14 protein-coding genes, 2 tRNA genes and 1 riboswitch are annotated in these 20453 nt (G+C 42.2%); of the genes, 6 read left to right on the top strand and 10 right to left on the bottom strand.

The features are described 5' to 3' along the window. Positions 1-89 precede the first annotated feature (89 nt). The 3 genes from thrA to thrC are packed head-to-tail and all read left to right on the top strand — an operon-like array spanning position 90 to position 4779. Positions 90-2537 (top strand): bifunctional aspartate kinase/homoserine dehydrogenase I, encoded by a 2448-nt coding sequence (gene thrA, locus IM797_RS10130; protein WP_194126996.1) that lies wholly within the window; start codon positions 90-92, stop codon positions 2535-2537. Beyond that, positions 2534-3466, top strand: a complete 933-nt coding sequence (locus IM797_RS10135; protein ID WP_194126997.1) for a homoserine kinase — start codon at positions 2534-2536, stop codon at positions 3464-3466. Before thrA ends, IM797_RS10135 begins: the two co-directional genes overlap by 4 nt. Before the next feature lie 5 nt (positions 3467-3471). Then, positions 3472-4779 carry a threonine synthase gene (gene thrC, locus IM797_RS10140; RefSeq protein ID WP_194126998.1) on the top strand — a complete coding sequence of 436 codons (1308 nt, stop codon included), beginning with the start codon at positions 3472-3474 and terminating at the stop codon, positions 4777-4779. A gap of 39 nt (positions 4780-4818) precedes the next feature. On the opposite strand, the gene IM797_RS10145 is transcribed toward thrC, so the two are convergent. The 6 genes from IM797_RS10145 to murQ form a co-directional block, all read right to left on the bottom strand. After that, positions 4819-5253 carry an META domain-containing protein gene (locus IM797_RS10145; protein WP_194126999.1) on the bottom strand — a complete coding sequence of 145 codons (435 nt, stop codon included), beginning with the start codon at positions 5251-5253 and terminating at the stop codon, positions 4819-4821. Positions 5254-5310: 57 nt separating this feature from the next. After that, positions 5311-6267 (bottom strand): methylenetetrahydrofolate reductase [NAD(P)H], encoded by a 957-nt coding sequence (metF, locus tag IM797_RS10150; RefSeq protein ID WP_194127000.1) that lies wholly within the window; start codon positions 6265-6267, stop codon positions 5311-5313. A 45-nt stretch (positions 6268-6312) separates the two neighbouring features. Beyond that, the gene (gene metH, locus IM797_RS10155) at positions 6313-9972 is read right to left on the bottom strand and encodes a methionine synthase (protein ID WP_194127001.1); all 3660 of its coding nucleotides are present in this window, start codon (positions 9970-9972) and stop codon (positions 6313-6315) included. 137 nt (positions 9973-10109) lie between these two features. Then, positions 10110-10219: riboswitch (SAM riboswitch) on the bottom strand. Positions 10220-10541: 322 nt separating this feature from the next. Next, positions 10542-11294, bottom strand: coding sequence for a Bax inhibitor-1/YccA family protein (locus IM797_RS10160; protein WP_194127002.1), 753 nt, complete (start codon positions 11292-11294; stop codon positions 10542-10544). Positions 11295-11342: 48 nt separating this feature from the next. Further along, complete coding sequence (locus IM797_RS10165; RefSeq protein ID WP_194127003.1) at positions 11343-11912, bottom strand: hypothetical protein; 570 nt, start codon at positions 11910-11912, stop codon at positions 11343-11345. A 14-nt stretch (positions 11913-11926) separates the two neighbouring features. Beyond that, on the bottom strand, positions 11927-12730 hold the full coding sequence (murQ, locus tag IM797_RS10170; RefSeq protein WP_194127004.1) for an N-acetylmuramic acid 6-phosphate etherase: 804 nt from the start codon (positions 12728-12730) through the stop codon (positions 11927-11929). 231 nt (positions 12731-12961) lie between these two features. Here murQ and IM797_RS10175 point away from each other — a divergent pair, with 231 nt between their 5' ends. Next, a complete protein-coding gene (locus IM797_RS10175) occupies positions 12962-14536 on the top strand; it encodes a S41 family peptidase (RefSeq protein ID WP_194127005.1) in 1575 nt (524 codons plus the stop codon). Positions 14537-14538: 2 nt separating this feature from the next. Here IM797_RS10175 and der read toward each other — a convergent pair whose 3' ends face one another. Continuing rightward, positions 14539-15840: a ribosome biogenesis GTPase Der gene (der, locus tag IM797_RS10180; RefSeq protein ID WP_194127006.1), complete on the bottom strand. Its 1302-nt coding sequence runs from the start codon at positions 15838-15840 to the stop codon at positions 14539-14541. Between the two features lie 92 nt (positions 15841-15932). Beyond that, positions 15933-16820 (bottom strand): GTPase Era, encoded by an 888-nt coding sequence (gene era, locus IM797_RS10185; RefSeq protein WP_194127007.1) that lies wholly within the window; start codon positions 16818-16820, stop codon positions 15933-15935. Positions 16821-16930: 110 nt separating this feature from the next. Here era and IM797_RS10190 point away from each other — a divergent pair. Together IM797_RS10190 and IM797_RS10195 are read left to right on the top strand one after the other, a co-directional pair. Further along, a tRNA-Met gene (locus IM797_RS10190) sits at positions 16931-17006 on the top strand. 41 nt (positions 17007-17047) lie between these two features. Next, a tRNA-Glu gene (locus IM797_RS10195) sits at positions 17048-17119 on the top strand. A 39-nt stretch (positions 17120-17158) separates the two neighbouring features. On the opposite strand, the gene IM797_RS10200 is transcribed toward IM797_RS10195, so the two are convergent. After that, positions 17159-19723 (bottom strand): DUF5686 and carboxypeptidase-like regulatory domain-containing protein, encoded by a 2565-nt coding sequence (locus tag IM797_RS10200; protein ID WP_194127008.1) that lies wholly within the window; start codon positions 19721-19723, stop codon positions 17159-17161. A 300-nt stretch (positions 19724-20023) separates the two neighbouring features. Then, complete coding sequence (locus IM797_RS10205) at positions 20024-20413, bottom strand: hypothetical protein (protein ID WP_194127009.1); 390 nt, start codon at positions 20411-20413, stop codon at positions 20024-20026. Positions 20414-20453: the final 40 nt, after the last annotated feature.

Raw genomic sequence — 20453 nt, forward strand, 5'->3', positions numbered from 1 at the left:
AGCTAGTGGGGTAAAAAAATAAAAATATAAAAACCACAAAAAGCGCCTTCCTCTAACCAGGGAAGGCGCTTTTTTTTTAACCAAGAACTATGAATATTTTAAAATTTGGAGGCACATCGGTAGGTTCTGTAGAGAGCATCAAGGCGCTGATTGAGATCCTGAAGCAAGAAAAAGGAGCGGAAAACCCGATCGTCGTCTTGTCAGCCATGGGGGGCGTAACCAACTCCCTGCTGGCCATGGCCGAAGCTGCAAAAGACTCGGCAGACTATGTAGAGGAGCTTAAAAAAGTAGAAAAAAAGCACTTTGACGTGATCCGGGCTTTATTGCCGGCAGGTGCGCAAAATCCGGTACTGACGAAACTCAAGATCTATTTTAATGAGCTGGAAGATATTTTGCAATCGGTTTACAACCTCCGTGAATTGAGTCTCCAAACCAAAGACCTGATTCTGAGTTATGGTGAGCGCTGTTCTAATGTGATGATCAGCCACATTGCGAAACAACATTTTGCCAATGCTATTTATGTTGATGGCGCTGAACTGATCAAAACAGATAGCAATTTCGGACAGGCTAAAGTCAATACCCAATTGACAGAGATTTTAATACAGGACTTTTACCAGTCCAACACGGATAAACTTTTGTTTGTTACCGGTTTCATTTCCAGTAATGAAGAAGGTCGGGTAACTACGCTGGGCCGCGGCGGTAGCGATTACACTGCTGCCATTTGGGGGGCTGCTTTAAATGCTGCAGAAATCCAGATCTGGACTGATGTAGATGGAATGCTGACTGCCGATCCGCGTATCGTAAAAAAAGCTTTTTCCTTACCGGAACTGAGCTATACCGAAGCCATGGAGCTTTCTTACTTTGGCGCCAAAGTAATTTATCCGCCTACCATGACACCTGCGTTTTTAAAGCGCATTCCAATTGTCATTAAAAATACTTTTAATGTTGATTTTGAAGGTACATATATCAAACACGGAACGCAGGTCTCCAATCTGCCAATCAAGGGGATTTCTTCTATTGATGAAATCAGTATTTTGAACCTTTCAGGTAGTGGCATGGTGGGAAAGGCTGGTTTTAGCGGCCGTTTGTTTTCTTTATTATCCCGCGAACAGGTTAATGTGGTGTTAATTACACAAAGTTCTTCCGAACATAGCATCACTTTTGCTGTTAAGCCTTCTGATGCACTGAAAGCGCTGGCATTGATCAATAAGGAATTTGAACTGGAACTCCAGGCACGTAAGCTGGAATACCCAGAGGTAGAAAATGGATTGTCCATTTTGGCCATTGTAGGCGAAAACATGAAACGTACTCCAGGGATCTCTGGTCGCTTGTTTAGTGCTTTGGGACGTAATGGTGTAAACATCCGCGCCATTGCACAAGGTTCATCAGAGTACAACATTTCTGTAATCATATCTCATTCCGATTTGTCTAAAGCAGTAAATGCAGTACACGATGCATTTTATGCCGACCTTAAAAAAACCTTGTACGTATTTTGTCTGGGTACCGGGAATATTGGTAAAACGCTGTTTGCACAGTTACAGCATCAAATGCCATTCCTGGCTAAAAACAACGATTTGCAGGTTAAAGTGATGGGCCTGAGCAATACCCGAAAAATGTATTTAAATGCAGAGGGAATCGGTCTGGAAAACTGGGAAGCCGATTTAGAGGCGCATGGAGAGCCGGCAGAATTGGCGGACTTTGTTAAAAAAATGAAGGCGATGAACCTGCCGAATTGTGTATTTGTAGACAATACTGCCAGTCACAACCCAATCCAATTCTATCGCGATATCCTGCAGTCCAGCATTTCTGTCGTGACTTGTAATAAAATTGGTAATTCTGCAGAATACGAACAATATGCTGCCTTTAAAAACGCGGCGAGAAAACATGGTGTAGACTTTTACTATGAGACTAATGTGGGCGCCGGATTACCGATTATCCGTACTTTGAAAGACCTGATGATGAGTGGCGACCGTATTGCCAGCATTGAAGCCATCTTATCGGGTACCATTTCTTATATCTTCAATAGCTTTAAAGGGGATCGTTTATTTCATGAAGTGGTTAAAGAAGCTCAGGATAAGGGCTATACCGAACCCGATCCAAGAGATGACCTGAACGGCAAAGATTTCATGCGAAAAATGCTGATCCTGGCCCGTGATGCGGGTTACGCCTTGGAAGAACGTGATGTGACGATTGAAAGCATGCTTCCGGAGGCGGCCTTAAATGCGGCTACTGTAGCTGATTTTTACCAGGAGCTGGAAAACAACGCTTCATTTTTTGAGAAATTGAAACAGGAAGCTGCAACAGGCAATAAAGTATTGAGATATATAGGGAAACTGGAAAGTGGTAAGGTTGCAATTACCTTACAAATGGTTGATGATAACCATCCTTTTTATATGCTTTCGGGTAGTGACAACATCATTTCGTTTACTACAGATCGCTATAAAGAACGTCCATTGGTGATTAAAGGCCCGGGCGCCGGTGCCGAAGTCACTGCCGCAGGTGTATTTGCCGACATAATAAACGTAGGAAAAAGATGAAATCAGTAAAAGTATTTGCCCCGGCCACAGTGGCCAATGTTGTGTGCGGTTATGATGTGTTGGGTTTTGCGGTTGATGAACCTGGAGATGAGGTGATCATGCGCCTAAACGATAAACCTGGTGTTTCGCTTTTGAAAATTACGGGAGATGAAGGCCGTTTGCCTTTAGATCCGGATAAAAACACCGTGAGTGCGGTAGTTAAGCATTACCTGAACCATGTAGGTCGCCAGGACATAGGCGTTGAAATTGAACTCCACAAAAAAATGCCGATAGGTAGTGGTCTGGGATCGAGTTCTGCCAGCACTGTAGGTGGCTTATTTGCCATCAATACACTGATGGACAACCTGCTGACCAATAAAGAGCTGGTTCCTTTTGCCATGAAGGGTGAAGAACTGGCCTGCGGTTATGGCCATGCCGACAACGTTGCTCCGGCTTTGATGGGCGGCTTTGTGTTGATCAGAAGCTATGAGCCTTTAGACATCATCAGCTTACCTTGTCCACAAGGTATGCATGCCGCCATCGTTTATCCAGAAGTAGATGTGCCTACAAAAGATGCCCGTCAGATGATTCGTTCTAAAGTATTGCTGAAAGATGCGGTTACCCAATGGGGAAATGTAGCTGGTTTGGTTAGTGGTTTGTTTATGAACGATTATGAATTGATTGGCAACAGCATGACGGATGTTTTGGTAGAGCCGACCCGTTCCATTCTGATTCCTGATTTTTATAACCTGCGTGTGCTGGCTATGGAAGCAGGTGCCGTAGGTTTTGGTATTTCTGGTTCCGGACCTTCTGTTTTTGCATTAACCAAAGACCGCGAGACTGCAACAGCGATTACGCAAAAGCTGCAGCAGCACTTACAAAAATTAGCCATCAATAGCCTGGCTTTCGTGTCTGAAGTAAATAAAAAAGGACCAGTAATTTTAGACTAAACCAAATGAAATTATACAGCACCAACAACCACGATTTAAACGTAGATTTTCCTACTGCTGTTTTCAACAGCATGCCCCTGGATAAGGGTTTATATATGCCTGTGGAGATCCCGCAACTGGAAGCTGAATTTATTCAGCATCTGGATGAATACAGCATGCCACAAATTGCTTTTCATGTAGCTTCAGCTTTATTGGGAGATACCATTCCCGCTGCCGATCTCAAAAGCATCATTGACGATGCCATTAATTTTGAGGCACCAATCGTGCCGCTTAAGGACCATGAATATGTACTTGAACTGTTCCATGGACCATCTTTAGCTTTTAAAGATTTTGGTGCCAGGTTTATGAGCCGCATTATGGCTTACTTCTTAAAAGACAATGAGAAAACACTGGATGTGCTGGTGGCGACTTCCGGTGATACCGGGGGAGCGGTAGCTCTGGGTTTCCTTGGGGTACCCAATACCCGCGTAACCATTCTTTATCCTAAAGGAAAGGTGAGCGACATACAAGAACTGCAATTGTGTACCAACGGACAGAATATTCATGCCATTGAGGTGGATGGTACATTTGACGATTGCCAGGCCTTGGTGAAACAGGCTTTTGCAGATGCTGAATTGAATGAAAAGCTAAGATTAACTTCTGCCAATTCGATCAATATATCGAGGTTAATCCCTCAAACTTTTTACTATTTCAACGCTTATGCACAGTTACTTAAAGCAGGTAAGAAGGATGTGGTATTTGTAGTACCCAGCGGTAACTTTGGTAACATTGCTGCGGGATTGCTTGCCTATAAGATGGGACTTCCTGTAAAGCAGTTTATTGCAGCTACCAATGTGAATGATACGGTGCCACGCTTTCTGGAAACCGGTATTTATGAAACCAGGCCTTCGGTACAAACCTATGCCAATGCCATGGATGTAGGTGCGCCAAGTAACTGGGTGCGGATTATGGATTTGTTTAACAACGATAAAGCCGCATTACAGCAAGTGTTGCAAAGTTATGTGTATACGGATGAGCAGACTTTAGTGGGTATGAACCACTTATACGAAGACTTAAATTATATTGCTTGTCCGCATACCGCGATTGCCTGGCTGGCTTTACAGGATTATCGGAAATCACATCCGCACGAGGATTTTGAAGGTGTGTTCTTATCCACTGCCCATGCCTGTAAATTTCCGGATGTATTTCCTGAGGCCATCAAAGCAAAGATCGAAATTCCGGAACAGGTCAGGAGTCTGGCTGCTAAGCAAAAACACGCTACTGAAATGGATGCAGCTTTCGATTCTTTTAAAAAGTATCTGAACCAGTACTAAGATAAATTTAGCCTGCATGATTGTATACAGGCTAAATTTCTATTTCTTGTGGAACCGCATGATCGCAATATCTCCCATCAGGAAGTTTAGCGTACTGTCGCCAGTAATGGAATAAGAGCTGGCTTTTCTCAGCATCTCTACAAAAGTACTTTCACCTTCACCGGGACAAGCCATCCTGGTTATGGCAAAGGGCTTGGTGAAATTAATCGTGGAATCATCTGCGATCAATATGCCGGAGAAAGAGTTGCAGCTGGTATTCCCGCTAAAGCGTTTCTCTGTTACTTCAAATTTGATGGTGGGTTTTTTACCCGGATATAGTCCGTTAAATGCTATTCTTGGGCCGGAGATGTAATTCAATTCCCAGGTGCCGCTCAATTGTGATAAGCCACCGTTACTCACCGATCCTGATTTCATCGTCGTACAAGCTGTTAAAGCGCTGGCAATAACCACCGTAAATAGCATCAATCTTCTCATTTGTATTCTTTTATGATGTAAAGATTATTGAAGATACAAAGAGTATTCCAAAAAACGTTAAAACACTGCTCTTGCGATTCTTTTAGTCGGCTCCGGATTGCCCATCGTGTAAAAATGTAGTACTGGTGCACCCATTTCTTTTAGCTCCTTACACTGATGGATCATCCATTCGATACCGACTTCCCTGGCATCTTTTTCCGACTTACAGGCTTGTATGGCCTCACTCAGTTCCAATGGAATGTCCAGGTGAAATATCTTCGGTAAACTGATCAGCTGCTTGGTATTGGTAATGGGTTTCAATCCCGGAATAATCGGTACATTGATGCCATTTGCACGGCATTTATCTACAAAAGCTTTATATTTTTGATTGTCAAAAAACATTTGAGTCACGATAAAATCAGCCCCTGAATCTACTTTGTGTTTCAACCATTTGAAATCTGTGTCTAGGTTTGGGGATTCAAAATGCTTTTCCGGATAGCCGGCTACACCAATACAGAAATCTGTTTTTTCATTGTTTTCGATGTCATCATGTAAGTATTTGCCATTGTTCATGTCAACTACATGCTGTAACAATTCAGAAGCATAGGCATGCCCATTTGGTGTAGGAATAAAGGCATTGTCGCTTTTTCGGGCATCGCCACGCAATACCAGTACATTATCGATACCCAAAAACTGCAGGTCGATCAGTGCATTTTCTGTTTCATCCTTTGTAAAACCACCGCAAATCAAATGTGGTACAGCATCTACCTTATATTTGTTCATGATGGCTGCACAAGTAGCTACCGTACTTGGACGTTTGCGATAGGCAACTTTTTCCAGCAGGCCATTGGTGTGTTGTTTGTAAATATAATCTTCGCGAAGATAGGTTACATCAATAAAAGGCGGGTTAAATTCCATTAGCGGATCAATGGCGTCAAAAATGCCTTTAATGCTTTGTCCTTTGATCGGCGGTAACAGTTCAAAAGAAAACAAGGTTTTGCCCTGTGCGTTATTGATATGGTCTGTAATTTTCATTCGTAATGGTTTTGTATTCTTGGTTTGGTGATTGAGGTGGTTCTCTTAATAAGCTAAATTCGGGCTAAGCCATCTTTCAACTTCTTCAATTGGCATGTTTTTACGGATGGCGTAATCTTCGATCTGATCTTTGGTGATTTTACCCAAACCAAAATATCTGGATTGCGGATGTGCAAAGTAAAAACCGCTTACTGCAGCAGTAGGATACATGGCATAGCTTTCGGTCAACCGGAGTCCGATCCTGTTTTCAGCATCGAGTAACTCGAACAGCGTCCCTTTTTCGGTATGCTCCGGACAAGCAGGATAACCTGGTGCCGGTCTGATCCCTGCATATTCTTCCTTAATCAAGGCTTCATTACTCAGGTTTTCATCTTTGGCATAACCCCAGTATTCTTTCCTCACCAGTTCATGCATCTTTTCAGCAAAAGCCTCTGCTAACCTGTCGGCCAATGCTTTTGCCATGATGCTGTTGTAATCGTCATATACGGCCTCAAATTCAGCCACCAGTTCATCACAACCGATACCAGTTGTTAGTGCAAAGCCACCAAAATAATCAGGGATACCCGTTTCTTTCTGTGCAACAAAGTCAGACAAAGCATAATAAGGTTGTCCATCTACTTTCTCTGCCTGCTGGCGTAAAGTATGGATCACCACTTCTTTCCCTTCTACATCTAAAACAATATCATCACCAATAGCATTTGCCGGCCAGAAACCAATTACCGCTTTGGCAGTTAGTAATTTCTCGTCCACAATTCGTTTCAGCAATGTCTGTGCATCATCAAATAATTTACGCGCTTCATCGCCAACTGTTTTATCCTCCAGTATTCTTGGATAACTGCCACGCAATTCCCAGGTCTGGAAAAATGGTGTCCAGTCAATATAAGGTACCAATTCTTCCAGGGGGTAATTTTCAAATACCCGTGTTCCCGTAAAAGCAGGAGCAGGGGCCACCAGGGCTGGATCAATTTTAAAATGGTCTTTTCTGGCTTCTTCCAGTGTTTTGAAACGTTTATCTGAGCGCTTGTTTAAATGGGCTTCACGTGCTTTGTCGTACTCTGCACGAATGCCTGCAATATAGGCTTCGCGGGTATCCTGATTCATCAGGGTACTGGCTACCGTTACACTTCTGGACGCATCCAACACATGGATCGCTGGTCCGGAGTAGTTGGGAGCCACCTTGACTGCCGCATGGATTCTGGATGTTGTAGCGCCACCAATCATCAATGGAATGGTGAAGCCTTCACGCTCCATTTCCTTGGCAAAATGAACCATCTCGTCTAGTGAAGGAGTGATCAGGCCACTTAAACCAATGATGTCGGCATTAATTTCTTTGGCTTTTTTAATGATATCCTGTGCAGGAACCATTACGCCCATATCTACAATTTCAAAATTGTTACAGGCCAAAACAACACCCACAATATTTTTTCCGATATCGTGAACATCCCCCTTTACAGTAGCCATTAAGATCCTGCCTGCAGAAGAGTTCTGATCCTGATCCGGATTGTCTAGCTTTTCCTGTTCAATAAATGGCAGTAAGTAGGCCACTGCCTTTTTCATTACCCGGGCCGATTTTACCACCTGCGGCAGGAACATTTTTCCGGCACCGAATAAGTCACCAACAATATTCATCCCATCCATTAAAGGACCTTCAATCACTTGTATCGGACGGGCATATTTCTGGCGTGCTTCTTCAACATCAGCATCCAGGTATTCTATAATTCCCTTAACCAGGGAATGTGATAATCTTTCTTCTACAGACGTTTTACGCCACTCCTCGTCTCTTACAATTTCTTTTCCCTTGGTTTTGATGGTATCGGCAAATTCTACCAAACGTTCAGTCGCATCGTCCCTGCGGTTTAACAAGACATCTTCTACCAGCACCAACAGCTCTGGTGGGATTTCCTGGTAAACCTCCAGCATACCCGCATTGACGATCCCCATATCTAAACCAGCCTGGATGGCATGGTATAAAAAGGCCGAGTGCATGGCTTCACGTACAGTATTGTTTCCTCTGAAAGAGAAGGATATGTTAGATACCCCACCACTTACTTTGGCATGTGGCAGGTTCTCTTTAATCCAGCGGGTCGCATTGATGAAATCCACTGCATAGTTATTGTGTTCTTCCAAACCTGTTGCAACAGTCAGGATATTCGGGTCAAAAATGATATCCTGAGCTGGGAAACCTATTTCATCTACTAAAATGTCATAAGATCTTTTACAAATCTCTTTCCTTCTTTCAAAATTATCAGCCTGTCCCAGCTCGTCAAAAGCCATGACCACTACGGCAGCACCATAGGTCATGATTTTGCGTGCACTTTCCCTGAATTTATCTTCACCTTCTTTCAGGGAGATCGAGTTGACAATACCTTTTCCCTGCAAGCATTTTAATCCGGCCTCAATTACTGTCCATTTGGACGAATCGACCATGATTGGTAATTTGGAAATATCAGGTTCAGAAGCAATCAGGTTCAGGAATTTGGTCATCGACGCTTCGGAATCAATCATTCCTTCGTCCATGTTCACGTCGATCACCTGTGCGCCACCCTCTACCTGCTGACGGGCAACAGTCAGGGCCGCTTCAAAATCTCCACTTAAGATTAATTTAGAAAACTTTGGAGATCCGGTAATGTTTGTACGCTCTCCAATGTTTACAAAGATGCTTTCTGGTGTAATGGTAACCGGTTCTAAACCACTTAGGCGCATGTAAGGCTCCAGTGCAGGGATTTTACGCGGAGCTACATTTTTAGCTTTAGCGGCAATACAGCCGATATGTTCTGGCGTAGTACCACAGCAGCCGCCTACAATATTTACAAACCCATGTTGTATAAAGTCTTCAACCAAATGCGCGGTTTCATGCGGCATTTCATCGTAAGCACCAAATTCGTTTGGCAAACCTGCATTAGGATAGGCCGATACATAACACGGGGCTTTCGCAGAAAGTTCTTCAATGTGTGGGCGCATGTCTTTAGCACCCAATGCGCAGTTAAAGCCAATGCTGATTGGGTTGGCATGGATTACCGAGTTCAGGAAGGCCTCTGCAGTTTGTCCGCTAAGTGTTCTTCCCGACGCGTCGGTAATGGTCCCTGAGATCATGATCTCAATTTTTCTACCAATTTCCGCCTCATATTTTTTAATGGAAAATATGGCGGCCTTGGCATTTAAAGTATCAAAAATAGTTTCAATTAACAGCAGGTCAGCACCGCCATCAACCAGACCGCGGACCTGTTGATCGTAGGCATCTACAAGCTCGTCAAAAGTGATGGCCCTAAAGCCAGGATCGTTCACATCCGGAGATATAGACAGTGTTCTGTTGGTTGGGCCCACTGCACCTGCCACAAAACAAGTACGGCCAGGATTGGCGGCCATAAATTCAGTTGTGGCTTCTTTGGCAATTTTAGCGCCTTCAAAACTCATTTCATAGTCCAGCTCTTCCATCTGGTAATCGGCCAGTGAAATACGCTGCGTACTAAAAGTATTGGTTTCGATGATATCTGTACCGGCCTTCAGGTATTCGGTATGTATCTCTTTAATGATGTCAGGGCGGGTTAAATTTAGTAAATCGTTGTTCCCTTTTACATCACATGGGTGATCTTTGAAGCGCTCGCCTCTAAAATCTTCTTCAGTTAAAACGTAACGCTGTATCATAGTGCCCATTGCACCATCGATAATTAGGATTCGTTTTTCTAATTCTTCTCTAATGTTCATTTAAAAAAAATCATATGAGCAGGTAATAAGCTATTTTTGATAGAGGCGAAAGCCTAAACAAGTGCCGAACTCATTACATACAAAGCCTAAGAGAAGATTGCGGTCCAGCTATATGAAACTAGCATGTGGTACTAACCAACTTATCTTTCGGGAACCAGTCCTTTGGTTCCAGTAGAATGTAGCACCTTGTAAGCACAGGTTGCTAAGACATCGCCGGGTCTAATCCCTCCGTCTTTCTCTATAAGCTCTACAAAGGTGCAACAAAGAAAAATCATTTCCAAAAAAATGAAGCTTAAAGCATATAATATTGCAAAGACGTAGTTTTTTAAGTTCTTTATTGGAATTATATTCTGTTTTTTGTTGATTTGGTGCGAAGGTAGTTGTTGTTCAGTTCGCTAACACAGGGCTGGTCAGCAGGCGTTGATGGAGCCTTGTTGAAATCCTAGCCTCAGAAATGCTTGAGCAAGACCTGTGTACTTATATGCTGTAATCCGGAGTGTTCTACAGGGTAGTGTAAACAAATAAGGCTCCTGAAATTCAGAAGCCTTAAGACGTGTTCTATTTAAGAATTATTTTCTTCCTCCAAAAATCCGTAATAGGAATAAGAAGATATTGATAAAGTCTAAATACAGAGATAAAGCACCCATGATCGCCATTTTTTTAGCATCAGTTGCAGCAATCTGACTTCCATCTTCTTCGATACCTGCTCCAATGCGTTTCAATTTCTGTACATCATAAGCAGTCAATGCAGTAAAAATAGCTACACCAAAGAAGCTCATCACATAGCTGAAAGTTGGACTTCCAAGGAACATATTGATGATACTGGCGATGAATAAACCAACCACACCGACCATTAATATCGGGCCGAATTTAGTTAGGTCTACATCTGTAGTGTAACCCAAAACAGCCATGATACCAAATATACCCGCTGCTGCGGCAAAGCAGGCAACTATAGATCCTATTTTATAATAAACCAAAATAAAGCTTAAGCTTACACCCAATAAGATGGAGAATAATACAAAAGCACCTAAGATAGCTCCGTAAGAAAGTCGGCTAAAGCCAGTGCCCATGATTAAAACTAAGCCAAGTGGGGCGAACATAGCGATATAACCCAATATGGTTCTTTGTCCAGTTTCAAAATTAACCAATTGACGTAATGCGGCTTCGGAAGAAGATACAAAAACGGCTGCTGCGGTTGACAATGCTAATGCCACAAACATCCACATAAATACATTTGCAAAGAATTTCTTGGCAACCATTCCGGTTTGTTCCTGCACAAAAACTGATTTTTGTGCCCAATCGTAATTATTGTTGTTATCCATTTGTTTTAAATTTATTTAAAGATACTAATAGTTTTATATCTACAAAAGCTATGCCCCGAGCCTTTTTGTCAGCGTTTCTTCAACTTTTTTAAATAATTGAAGGGGTTTTAGCGTTCGCCATGCCAAATCGTCAAGTGCGCCGCCTACGTTAATGTAGTAATCGATATTGCTTGCCCGCAGCTCACTGATGACATGTTCCTGGAAATTGATGCCTGTAATCCAGCCATCTTCAACCTCCTGGAACCATTCTTCGTAATAACTGTCCTCTGAAGCATGAAAATTGAGGATGTTTTCACCAATGAGGATAAATTTATTGATACCTTCATCCATCATCAGTTCAAGAATCTCTCGTTTGAGTAGCATGATGTCATTGCTGATGGCATCATTCCATTCCCCGATAAACTCGATGATCGCATACTGACGGTCATAATCGACATACAGCACTTTGATGTAAAGTGTATTCGAACCAAAATCATCCCATTGCGGATGAATCAGGAAGTTGTACAACTGCTTATCGAAATAGAACTCGGAGTATTCTGTGTTGTAAAATGGAGAACGTTCATCTTCGGCCGCTATATAATCGTCCCGCCAAAGATAAAAAGGTTCAATTTCGTGCATGACCTGGATTTAAATTACCTACTTGCTTCTACTGCTTTACGTACACTGCCATAACGTATCAGGAGTGCTGCGGCACTGTCGTGGTCAATGTTCAGTTCTTCCATGACCATTTGCGTTCCACGATCAACCAATTTATGGTTGGTAAGTTGCATGTCTACCATTTTGTTGCCTTTAACGCGGCCCAAGCGGATCATTACTGTGGTACTGAGCATGTTGAGAACCAGCTTTTGTGCCGTGCCTGATTTCATACGCGTAGAACCAGTAAGAAACTCGGGTCCGACAACAACCTCCACGGGGAAGTCACTTTCTGCGGCAATGGGACCACCTTCATTACATACAATACAGCCAGTTAATACGCCGTTCGCACGTGCAGTGTGTAGTCCGCCAATTACATAGGGTGTGGTGCCTGAGGCAGCAAGACCAATCAGACAGTCTTTTTCATTGATGTTGAATTCCTGCAGGTCAATCCATGCCTGATCAGGATCGTCTTCCGCATTCTCCACAGCCTTCCTGATGGCTGTATCGCCACCAGCAATGATCCCAACCACCCAGTCGAACGGGACACCAAAAGTTGGCGGGCACTCAGAGGCATCTACCACACCCAGACGACCGCTGGTCCCTGCTCCGATATAAAATAACCGGCCGCCATTAACCATACGTGCTGCAACTGCAGAAGCTAGTTTTTCAATCTGTGGAATGGATTTTTCGACAGCGTCTGGTACAGTTTTGTCTTCATTATTTATGCCTTGTAGAATTTCAAGTACAGACATTTGGTCTATATCATGGTACTTTGATTCCTGCTCGGTAACTCTTATCATATATTTTTCCTTAGTTGTGATCCCTGGCCTTAAAGCCTGGCTTTCAATTTTGATTTTATAAAATTCGTCAATTTCTTTTTAAACCCGAAATAATAGCCAAAAATCAACAAAATTATCAGCAATCGGGCTATAATCTTAAGGATTGCGAAATATCAGAAACAATTGCAAATGAATGTGGTTTAATTTATTATTAATCGGGTTATTTCGTAACTTTACGCAGTATTTACCTCCATGAAAAAGAATACCCAATATAATCTTTTAATTGCCCTTACTTATTCAGTTACCTTAATAGGGGGGATGGTTTTAGGTTTTAAATTTTTAAAAGACCAGGGGTATAAATTTCAGAAAACTACACAGGTTGCCTACAACAATACCGAAAAGGTGGATGAAATTATCCACATCATCAATGGAAATTATGTAGACGATGTAAATGCAGATACCCTGCACCATTTGCCGATTGATAGCTTACTCCATTCATTAGACCCACACAGTATGTATTTGCCACCTGCAAAAGCCAATGAGCTGACGGAGACGCTCGGTGGTGAATTTCAGGGAATTGGTGTGGAGTATTACATCTTAAATGATTCCTTACTGGTTACCAACGTGGTGAAAGATGGACCTGCTTTTTTGGCTGGTATTAAACAGGGCGACCGGATTATTAAAATAGATACCGCCACAGTTAGCGGACGATCTTTGCCCCGGGATCAGATGATTGGCCGGATTAAAGGACGTAAAGGTACTGCTGTGAAGCTGACCATTGTGCGACAGGGGGATCGGATTCCGCTGGTATTGAATGTGAACCGCGATCGGGTAAAGCTGAGTAGTATCGATGCCAGTTACCTGTTAAATGCAGATGTTGGCTATGTGCGGATCAGTAAATTTGGCACCGAGACAGATAAAGACTTTGTAGACGCGGTGCGAAATCTGAAAGCAAGGGGAATGAAAAAACTGGTTCTGGACCTGAGAGATAACGGGGGCGGTTATTTAACTGCTGCTACGGGGCTGGCCAATCAAATTTTACAGGAAAATAAACTGATTGTATATACAGAAGGTAAACATGAACCGCGAACGGATTATATAGCGACTGGTGGGGGGGAGTTTGAGCAGGGCAAACTGGCCGTGCTGATTAATGAGAACTCCGCTTCGGCAAGTGAAATTCTGGCTGGGGCCATACAGGACTGGGGTAGAGGGGTCATTATTGGCAGACGCTCTTTTGGCAAGGGCTTGGTGCAGGAACAATTTCCTTTTGAAGACGGATCCGCTTTAAACTTAACCATCGCCCGTTATTACACACCGTTGGGTAGAAGCATTCAGAAATCGTATAAAAAGGGATATACCGCTTATCAAAATGAAATTGAAGATCGTTTCAATGATGGGGAGTTGACAAAGACTGCGCTGCTAAAGGATAGCTTGAAAAGTAAGGACTTTACTCCTGGCGGCATTCGTCCGGATATTTATGTGAAGATGGATACCACAGGTTATAACCGTTTATACAACAAACTAATTTCTAAAAAGGTATTGTTTGATTTTGTGTATGATGTATTGGCCAACAGGTATACCGCAGCTTATCTGGACAATCACCTGGCTACTTTTGCCATCAGTGAAATCGATTATAAGGATTTGCTAAAATACATTCATGGACGCAACATTGAGCTGGATCCAAAGCAGCTGATGGCCGCGAAGCCGGTAATCTGTAACGATGTAAAGGGATTGTTGTGTAAGTATCACTTAGGTGATGCCGGTTATTACAGGGCAATCAACCTAAGTGATCCTATGGTAAAGCAGGCCATTACTACCCTGCAATAATCTTATTTTTGTCTGAAGTAGATCTGAATCGGTACGCCGCTGAAATCAAAGTGCTCACGTAATTTGTTTTCGATGAAACGCTTATAAGGCTCTTTGATGTACTGAGGTAAGTTACAGAAGAAGGCAAACATTGGTGAAGTGCCATTGATCTGTGTAATGTATTTTACTTTAATGTATTTACCTTTCAGAGCCGGTGGCGGATAATTTTCAATAATCGGCAGCATCACATCATTTAATTTCGAAGTAGGGATTTTCTTACTTCTGTTTTTGTGTACTTCTAAGGCTGTTTCTACCGCCTGGAAGATACGTTGTTTATTCAGCACAGAAACAAAGATGATCGGTACATCTGTAAAAGGTTGTAATTTTTGACGGATCTGATCTTCAAATGCATTAATTGTTTTGGAGTTCTTTTCAATCAAATCCCATTTGTTTACCAGGATTACAATACCTTTCTTATTCTTTTCTGCCAGGTGGAAAATGTTTACATCCTGAGATTCCAGGCCTTCTACAGCATCAATCATTAAAACGACAACATCAGCTTCTTCTAAAGCCTTGATGGTACGCATTACGGAGTAAAACTCGATGTTTTCCTTTACCTTGGTTTTTTTACGCAATCCGGCCGTGTCAATAAACATAAACTCGTGTCCGAACTGGTTGTAGTGAATGTGTATGGAATCGCGGGTAGTTCCGGCAATTGGTGTCACAATGTTTCTTTCTTTTCCAATCAGCGCATTGATCAATGATGATTTTCCTACGTTAGGGCGACCAACAATGGTGATTTTAGGAAGGGCATTTTCTTCTTCCGGAACATCTTCGAAATGGGTAATCACATCATCGAGTAAGTCCCCGGTGCCAGAACCGGTCATGGAAGAGATCGGGTAGATTTCTCCTAAACCAAAACCATAGAATACAGCAGCTTCATTTTGCAATTGGGTATTGTCAACCTTGTTCACTACAGTGAAAACTGGTTTTTTACTTCTCCTTAGCAATTGTGCAATCTCATCATCAAGATCAGTAATGCCTGTAGTTACGTCAACCATAAACAACAATACGGTTGCTTCTTCTATAGCTATAACTACTTGTTCGCGGATCGCAGCTTCAAATACATCTTCAGAATTGGCTACATAACCGCCAGTATCAATGACAGTAAACTGTTTGTCGGTCCATTCGGATACGCCATAATGCCTGTCACGTGTTACACCGCTAAAATCATCAACAATGGCTTTGCGACTTTCTGTTAAGCGGTTAAAAAGGGTAGATTTGCCTACGTTTGGTCTTCCGACAATTGCAATAATATTTGACATGGGTGTTTTTTTACGCTAGTAATATTTTAAAGGCCACAAAGATACACAATCCCATTGACATGGGAGGTGATTAGTTTTATACTGTTTATTCTCTATTCGTAACCGAAGTTTTTCAGGTAATTTTTCTTACTTCTCCAGTCTGGGATTACTTTGACAAAAGTTTCCAGAAATACTTTTTGATCCAGGAACTTCTCAATGTCCTTACGGGATTCCATGCCTACCTTTTTCAACATGGCACCGCCTGTACCGATCAGGATGTTCTTTTGAGAATCACGTTCCACCACAATCTCTGCAGTAATTCGTACCATCGGTCCGCTCTTGCTCTGTTCTTCTTTAAAAGCCGTAACAATAACTTCTGTGCTGTAAGGGATTTCTTTTTTATAGTTCAAAAAGATCTTCTCTCTGATGATTTCCGAAACGAAGAAACGCTGACTGCGGTCTGTTAATTCTTCTTTATCATAATAAGCAGGGTGCTCCGGAATAAAACTCAATACCATGGGTAAAATACCTTCCAGGTTATACTGGTGTAAGGCCGAAATGGCGTAAATATGTTTGGGGTTTAATTTCTCCTGCCAGTATGCAAACTTCTCATCCACTTGTTCCTGAGTAGCATTGTCAATTTTATTTAAAAGTACCACCAATGGGATATCGGTATTGATGATTTTTTCAAGCACATCGTTCTCATCATGCTGCTCATTAATATCGGTTACAAAAATGATTAAATCCGCGTCAGTTAATGCACCTTTTACTGAACTCATCATCGAATCTTGCAAACCATACAATGGTTTTATGATGCCCGGGGTGTCAGAAAAAACAATTTGATAGTCTTCTTCGTTCACAATTCCCAGAATCCGGTGACGGGTTGTCTGGGCTTTTGGTGTGATGATAGAAAGCTTTTCGCCCACCAGGGCATTCATTAGAGTGGATTTGCCCACATTGGGCTTACCGATGATACTTACAAAACCTGCTTTATGTGACATGAAAATATTTTTTAAAATAAATTTGCAGGACAAAGAAACGAATTATATCTTTGCATTCCAATTCGGAAGAAGAGTTAATCAAATAACAAAAACGAAAGAATTGTATATAGTGCGGGGTGGAGCAGTTGGTAGCTCGTCGGGCTCATAACCCGAAGGTCATCAGTTCGAGTCTGGTCCCCGCTACCAAAAGGTTCGCAGCTTTAAATAGCTGAGGCAATCTTTAAAATGGCCCGTTCGTCTAGGGGTGAGGACGCCAGATTTTCATTCTGGAAACAGGGGTTCGATTCCCCTACGGGCTACGAAAGCCGCTTTACGAAAGTAGAGCGGCTTTTTTGCTTTTACAGCTCCGGACTGACCGTAAATCTTAAACCCAGTGATTTTACACCGGAATGATCCAGATAATTGAAGCGCTTGATCAGGTCAATTCTGAGTACTTTAAAAATATTCCCAATACCAACGCCGACTTCGGTATAAGGCTTATCTCCCAATGGGTAAGTCCAGGGTGTGCCATCAGCTGACAGTGGTAGTGCAAATAGTTTTGGGTGAAAGGCTGGATTGTTTTCATCGCGCAAGCCACCGTAAATAACTTTTAAAGACAAAAACTCCCGGAGTTTAAGATGCTTGATTAAGGGGACTTTGTTCAGTAAAAAGCCACTAAAGGAATGCGTTGCATTTAGCCCCACATAATGATCGCCGACAAATTCCAGAAAATTCATGCTGTTGTAAGCATCTTTATCGTAAAGGTAAGTTTGGTTAGCTGGCAAAATAGACAAATAGGGAAAAGGCACCTGTCCAAATAAGTTTCCGGCTAATAGGGTAATGTCGGTATAGCCCAGTTGCGACATATAAAAACGTTTACCGATCTCTGTACTCAGGTTTAAATATTCATATGAGCCGCCAAGTAATCCCTTTACACCATAATTGGCCTGCAGGTTAAGTATGGGATATTTGCTAATTATGGTATGGCGACCTTCGGTTCCTTTAAAAATTTGCTCGTTAAGGGCATAACGGAGGCCCAATTGTATTTCTGTAGTGGTTAACCGGTTTACCGGTGCAGACTGATCCGCAGGTTGGAAAATCAGGCGGTTGGCAGGCCGCTGACTCCAAAATTTTATACCCAGGTTATACGATAGGTGGTTTTCCAGATCTTTGACATAGTTGAGGGTAAGAATCCGGTTGTACTGCCATAAATCGCTTCTTCCACGTGTAATGGATCCCAATGCACTTTGAAATTTATCAACCAGGAAGGTTTGCCCGGGGATGTCTGTGTCATATAGATAGTTGATTTTGAGGTAATCATTTGGATACCCTATGGGGGCAACCTGATTGAATGCATAGGCCAGGCCCAGGTTATACTTCAATTTCTGGTCTTTAAAGCCATAAGCAGTAAAACCATTCAGATAAATATTCCGGTTAAACTGAGACGTTGTGCGGCCGCCAACATTAATTCTATTACCCTCCAGGCTGTTGACAGCGTAAAAGCTGCCCAAGGGGCCAAGCTGGACAGGCCCCAAGTCGGCATACCCGCCTGTTATCAATTTGGTAATCCACAATGCCCTTTTAAAAGAGGGCATTTTTTGCAAACTGTCAATGTGCTGATATACCTGGGCCTGGGCGAGTCGTAAGGTATCGGTCCTGTGTTCGGTCCAGAAATTACCCTTGTTTTGATTTTCGTACAATATGGTCTGGTTACTTTTCCCCTCGTAGAATCCGGCTGCTTTTGCAACCTGTATTTGGTAATCGGTAAAGAATACCGTCCGATCGCCGAAAATCTTCATGCCCTTTTCCTTCATTAAGCCAAAGTCTGACTGGATATTGGTTTTAACCAGGTAAAAGCGCCCATCTGGATATTGCTTATAATCCTGCCGGATGTCCATCCTGCGCACAAAATTGATGTTGATGCGTTTGTTGATTTTAAGGTAATTGGACTTTACAGCATACCTGCCATCCATAGTAATGTATAAGCGACCTTCAAATAAAAGATCACCCAGATTTCTTGGGGTAAAGCTGATTTCTACCAGCTTTTCTGTTGGGGTTTGTATGGTGTCAGTAATGAAAAACTTGTAAAAGTCCTGGGCATGATCAGCTATCGGACTTAAAAATTGATACGTTAAAATGAAAATGTTATTGGCATAAATATCCGGATTGCCGTAAAGGCGATTCAGATAAAGATCTACTGCTGCCGTATCTACAAAAGAACTATAATTTACTTCCTGATGTGCTTTAAGTATGTTAATTTTTTTTGCAGGTGCTTTCCGCGAGTATACCTCCAGGTATTTTTCGGACATGTAAATTGGTAAAGCTGTTTTTATACTATCGTTGATGACCATGCCGGTATCTAAGAGAAACCGGTATTTGCTAAACAATTTACCATTCAGGAATTTGCCCGACAAGTCAAATAAGGAAAAGCCAATTCTTTCGTATTGATTGTATTGCAGATAATCGGTGTTGCGCATACGATTGCTTTCCTTATGGTTAATCACCAGCTGGATCAGCGCTACGGCAGGATTGTCTTTGTTTCGGTATTGGATTTTTTTACCAGCATGTACAGTTACTTCCTCTAGCTGTGTTTTGGTACTTTCCATGTGCACGTTTAAGACCTGTGTTTCACCTGGACGAATGGCTTTGACGATTGTTTGATAGCCCACATAGGCAAACTTTACCTCCGAAATGGCTGTAGGGCTGCTTAATGTAAATCTACCTTCGGCATTGCTTTGGGCAGCTTTGTGGCCACCAACAAATTGTATAGTCACATTGGGTAGGGGCAGGAGTGATGTTGCATCTAATACCTGGCCGCTCAGCTTAGTTATTATCGCTGCGGTTGTGTGGTCGTTCTGCTGTGCCAAACTTAGGGTAGGAAGCCCTAAAAAGCACATAAACAAGACCCTTATAATCATTTTCATGGATGTAAACTAAGTGTGCCTAATGCCAAATCAATTTGGCTTGTTTTTAACTAACGTTGTAGAATGGGCATACTTTAGTCTCCCTCCTCCATATCCTTTATCTTGCTCTGGTATAACCGGATTTACCTTGTATAATGGTTTTCAATCCGATAATGTTTATCCTTTTATGGTATATTTATTCAGGTAGGATAGCAATTTACTAAATATACAATTTTTTATGCTTTGTGAATTAAATGACGGCACAAAAAAAACGGCCTTCTCAGAAGGCCGTTTTTTTTGTTTTACTTATACAAACTTGTATTAGAACGAGTAGCTTGCTGAAGGTGACAGGATGGTACCTGTAGATTTTCCATCGGCTTTTTTAACACCGTCTACCCAGATTTCTACAACCAATGTAGATGCTGCATTCGGACCTGTACCTGATACGCCAAACGAAACTGCATGTGCTGATGCGTCAACGGTATACTCATTGCTTGTCCAGGTTTCGCCAGTTAAACTGGTGAATGTTTCCGTTTTGCCTGAGCCATCAACGTAAACTGCATTGGAGATTGACACCCCTGTTGAACCAATTGCTTTAAATACAACTTTGTGTGATCCTGAAGGGGAATTGTCTTTGTCTTTTGAACAAGAAAATAATAGGGTTAAACCCAATACAAGGGCAAGGGATAGGATCTTTGTAAATCTTTTCATAGCTGTTTTTTAATTAATAGAATGATTATTTCGGCAAAAC

The organism is Pedobacter sp. MC2016-24 (assembly GCF_015223055.1).
Taxonomy (GTDB): domain Bacteria; phylum Bacteroidota; class Bacteroidia; order Sphingobacteriales; family Sphingobacteriaceae; genus Pedobacter.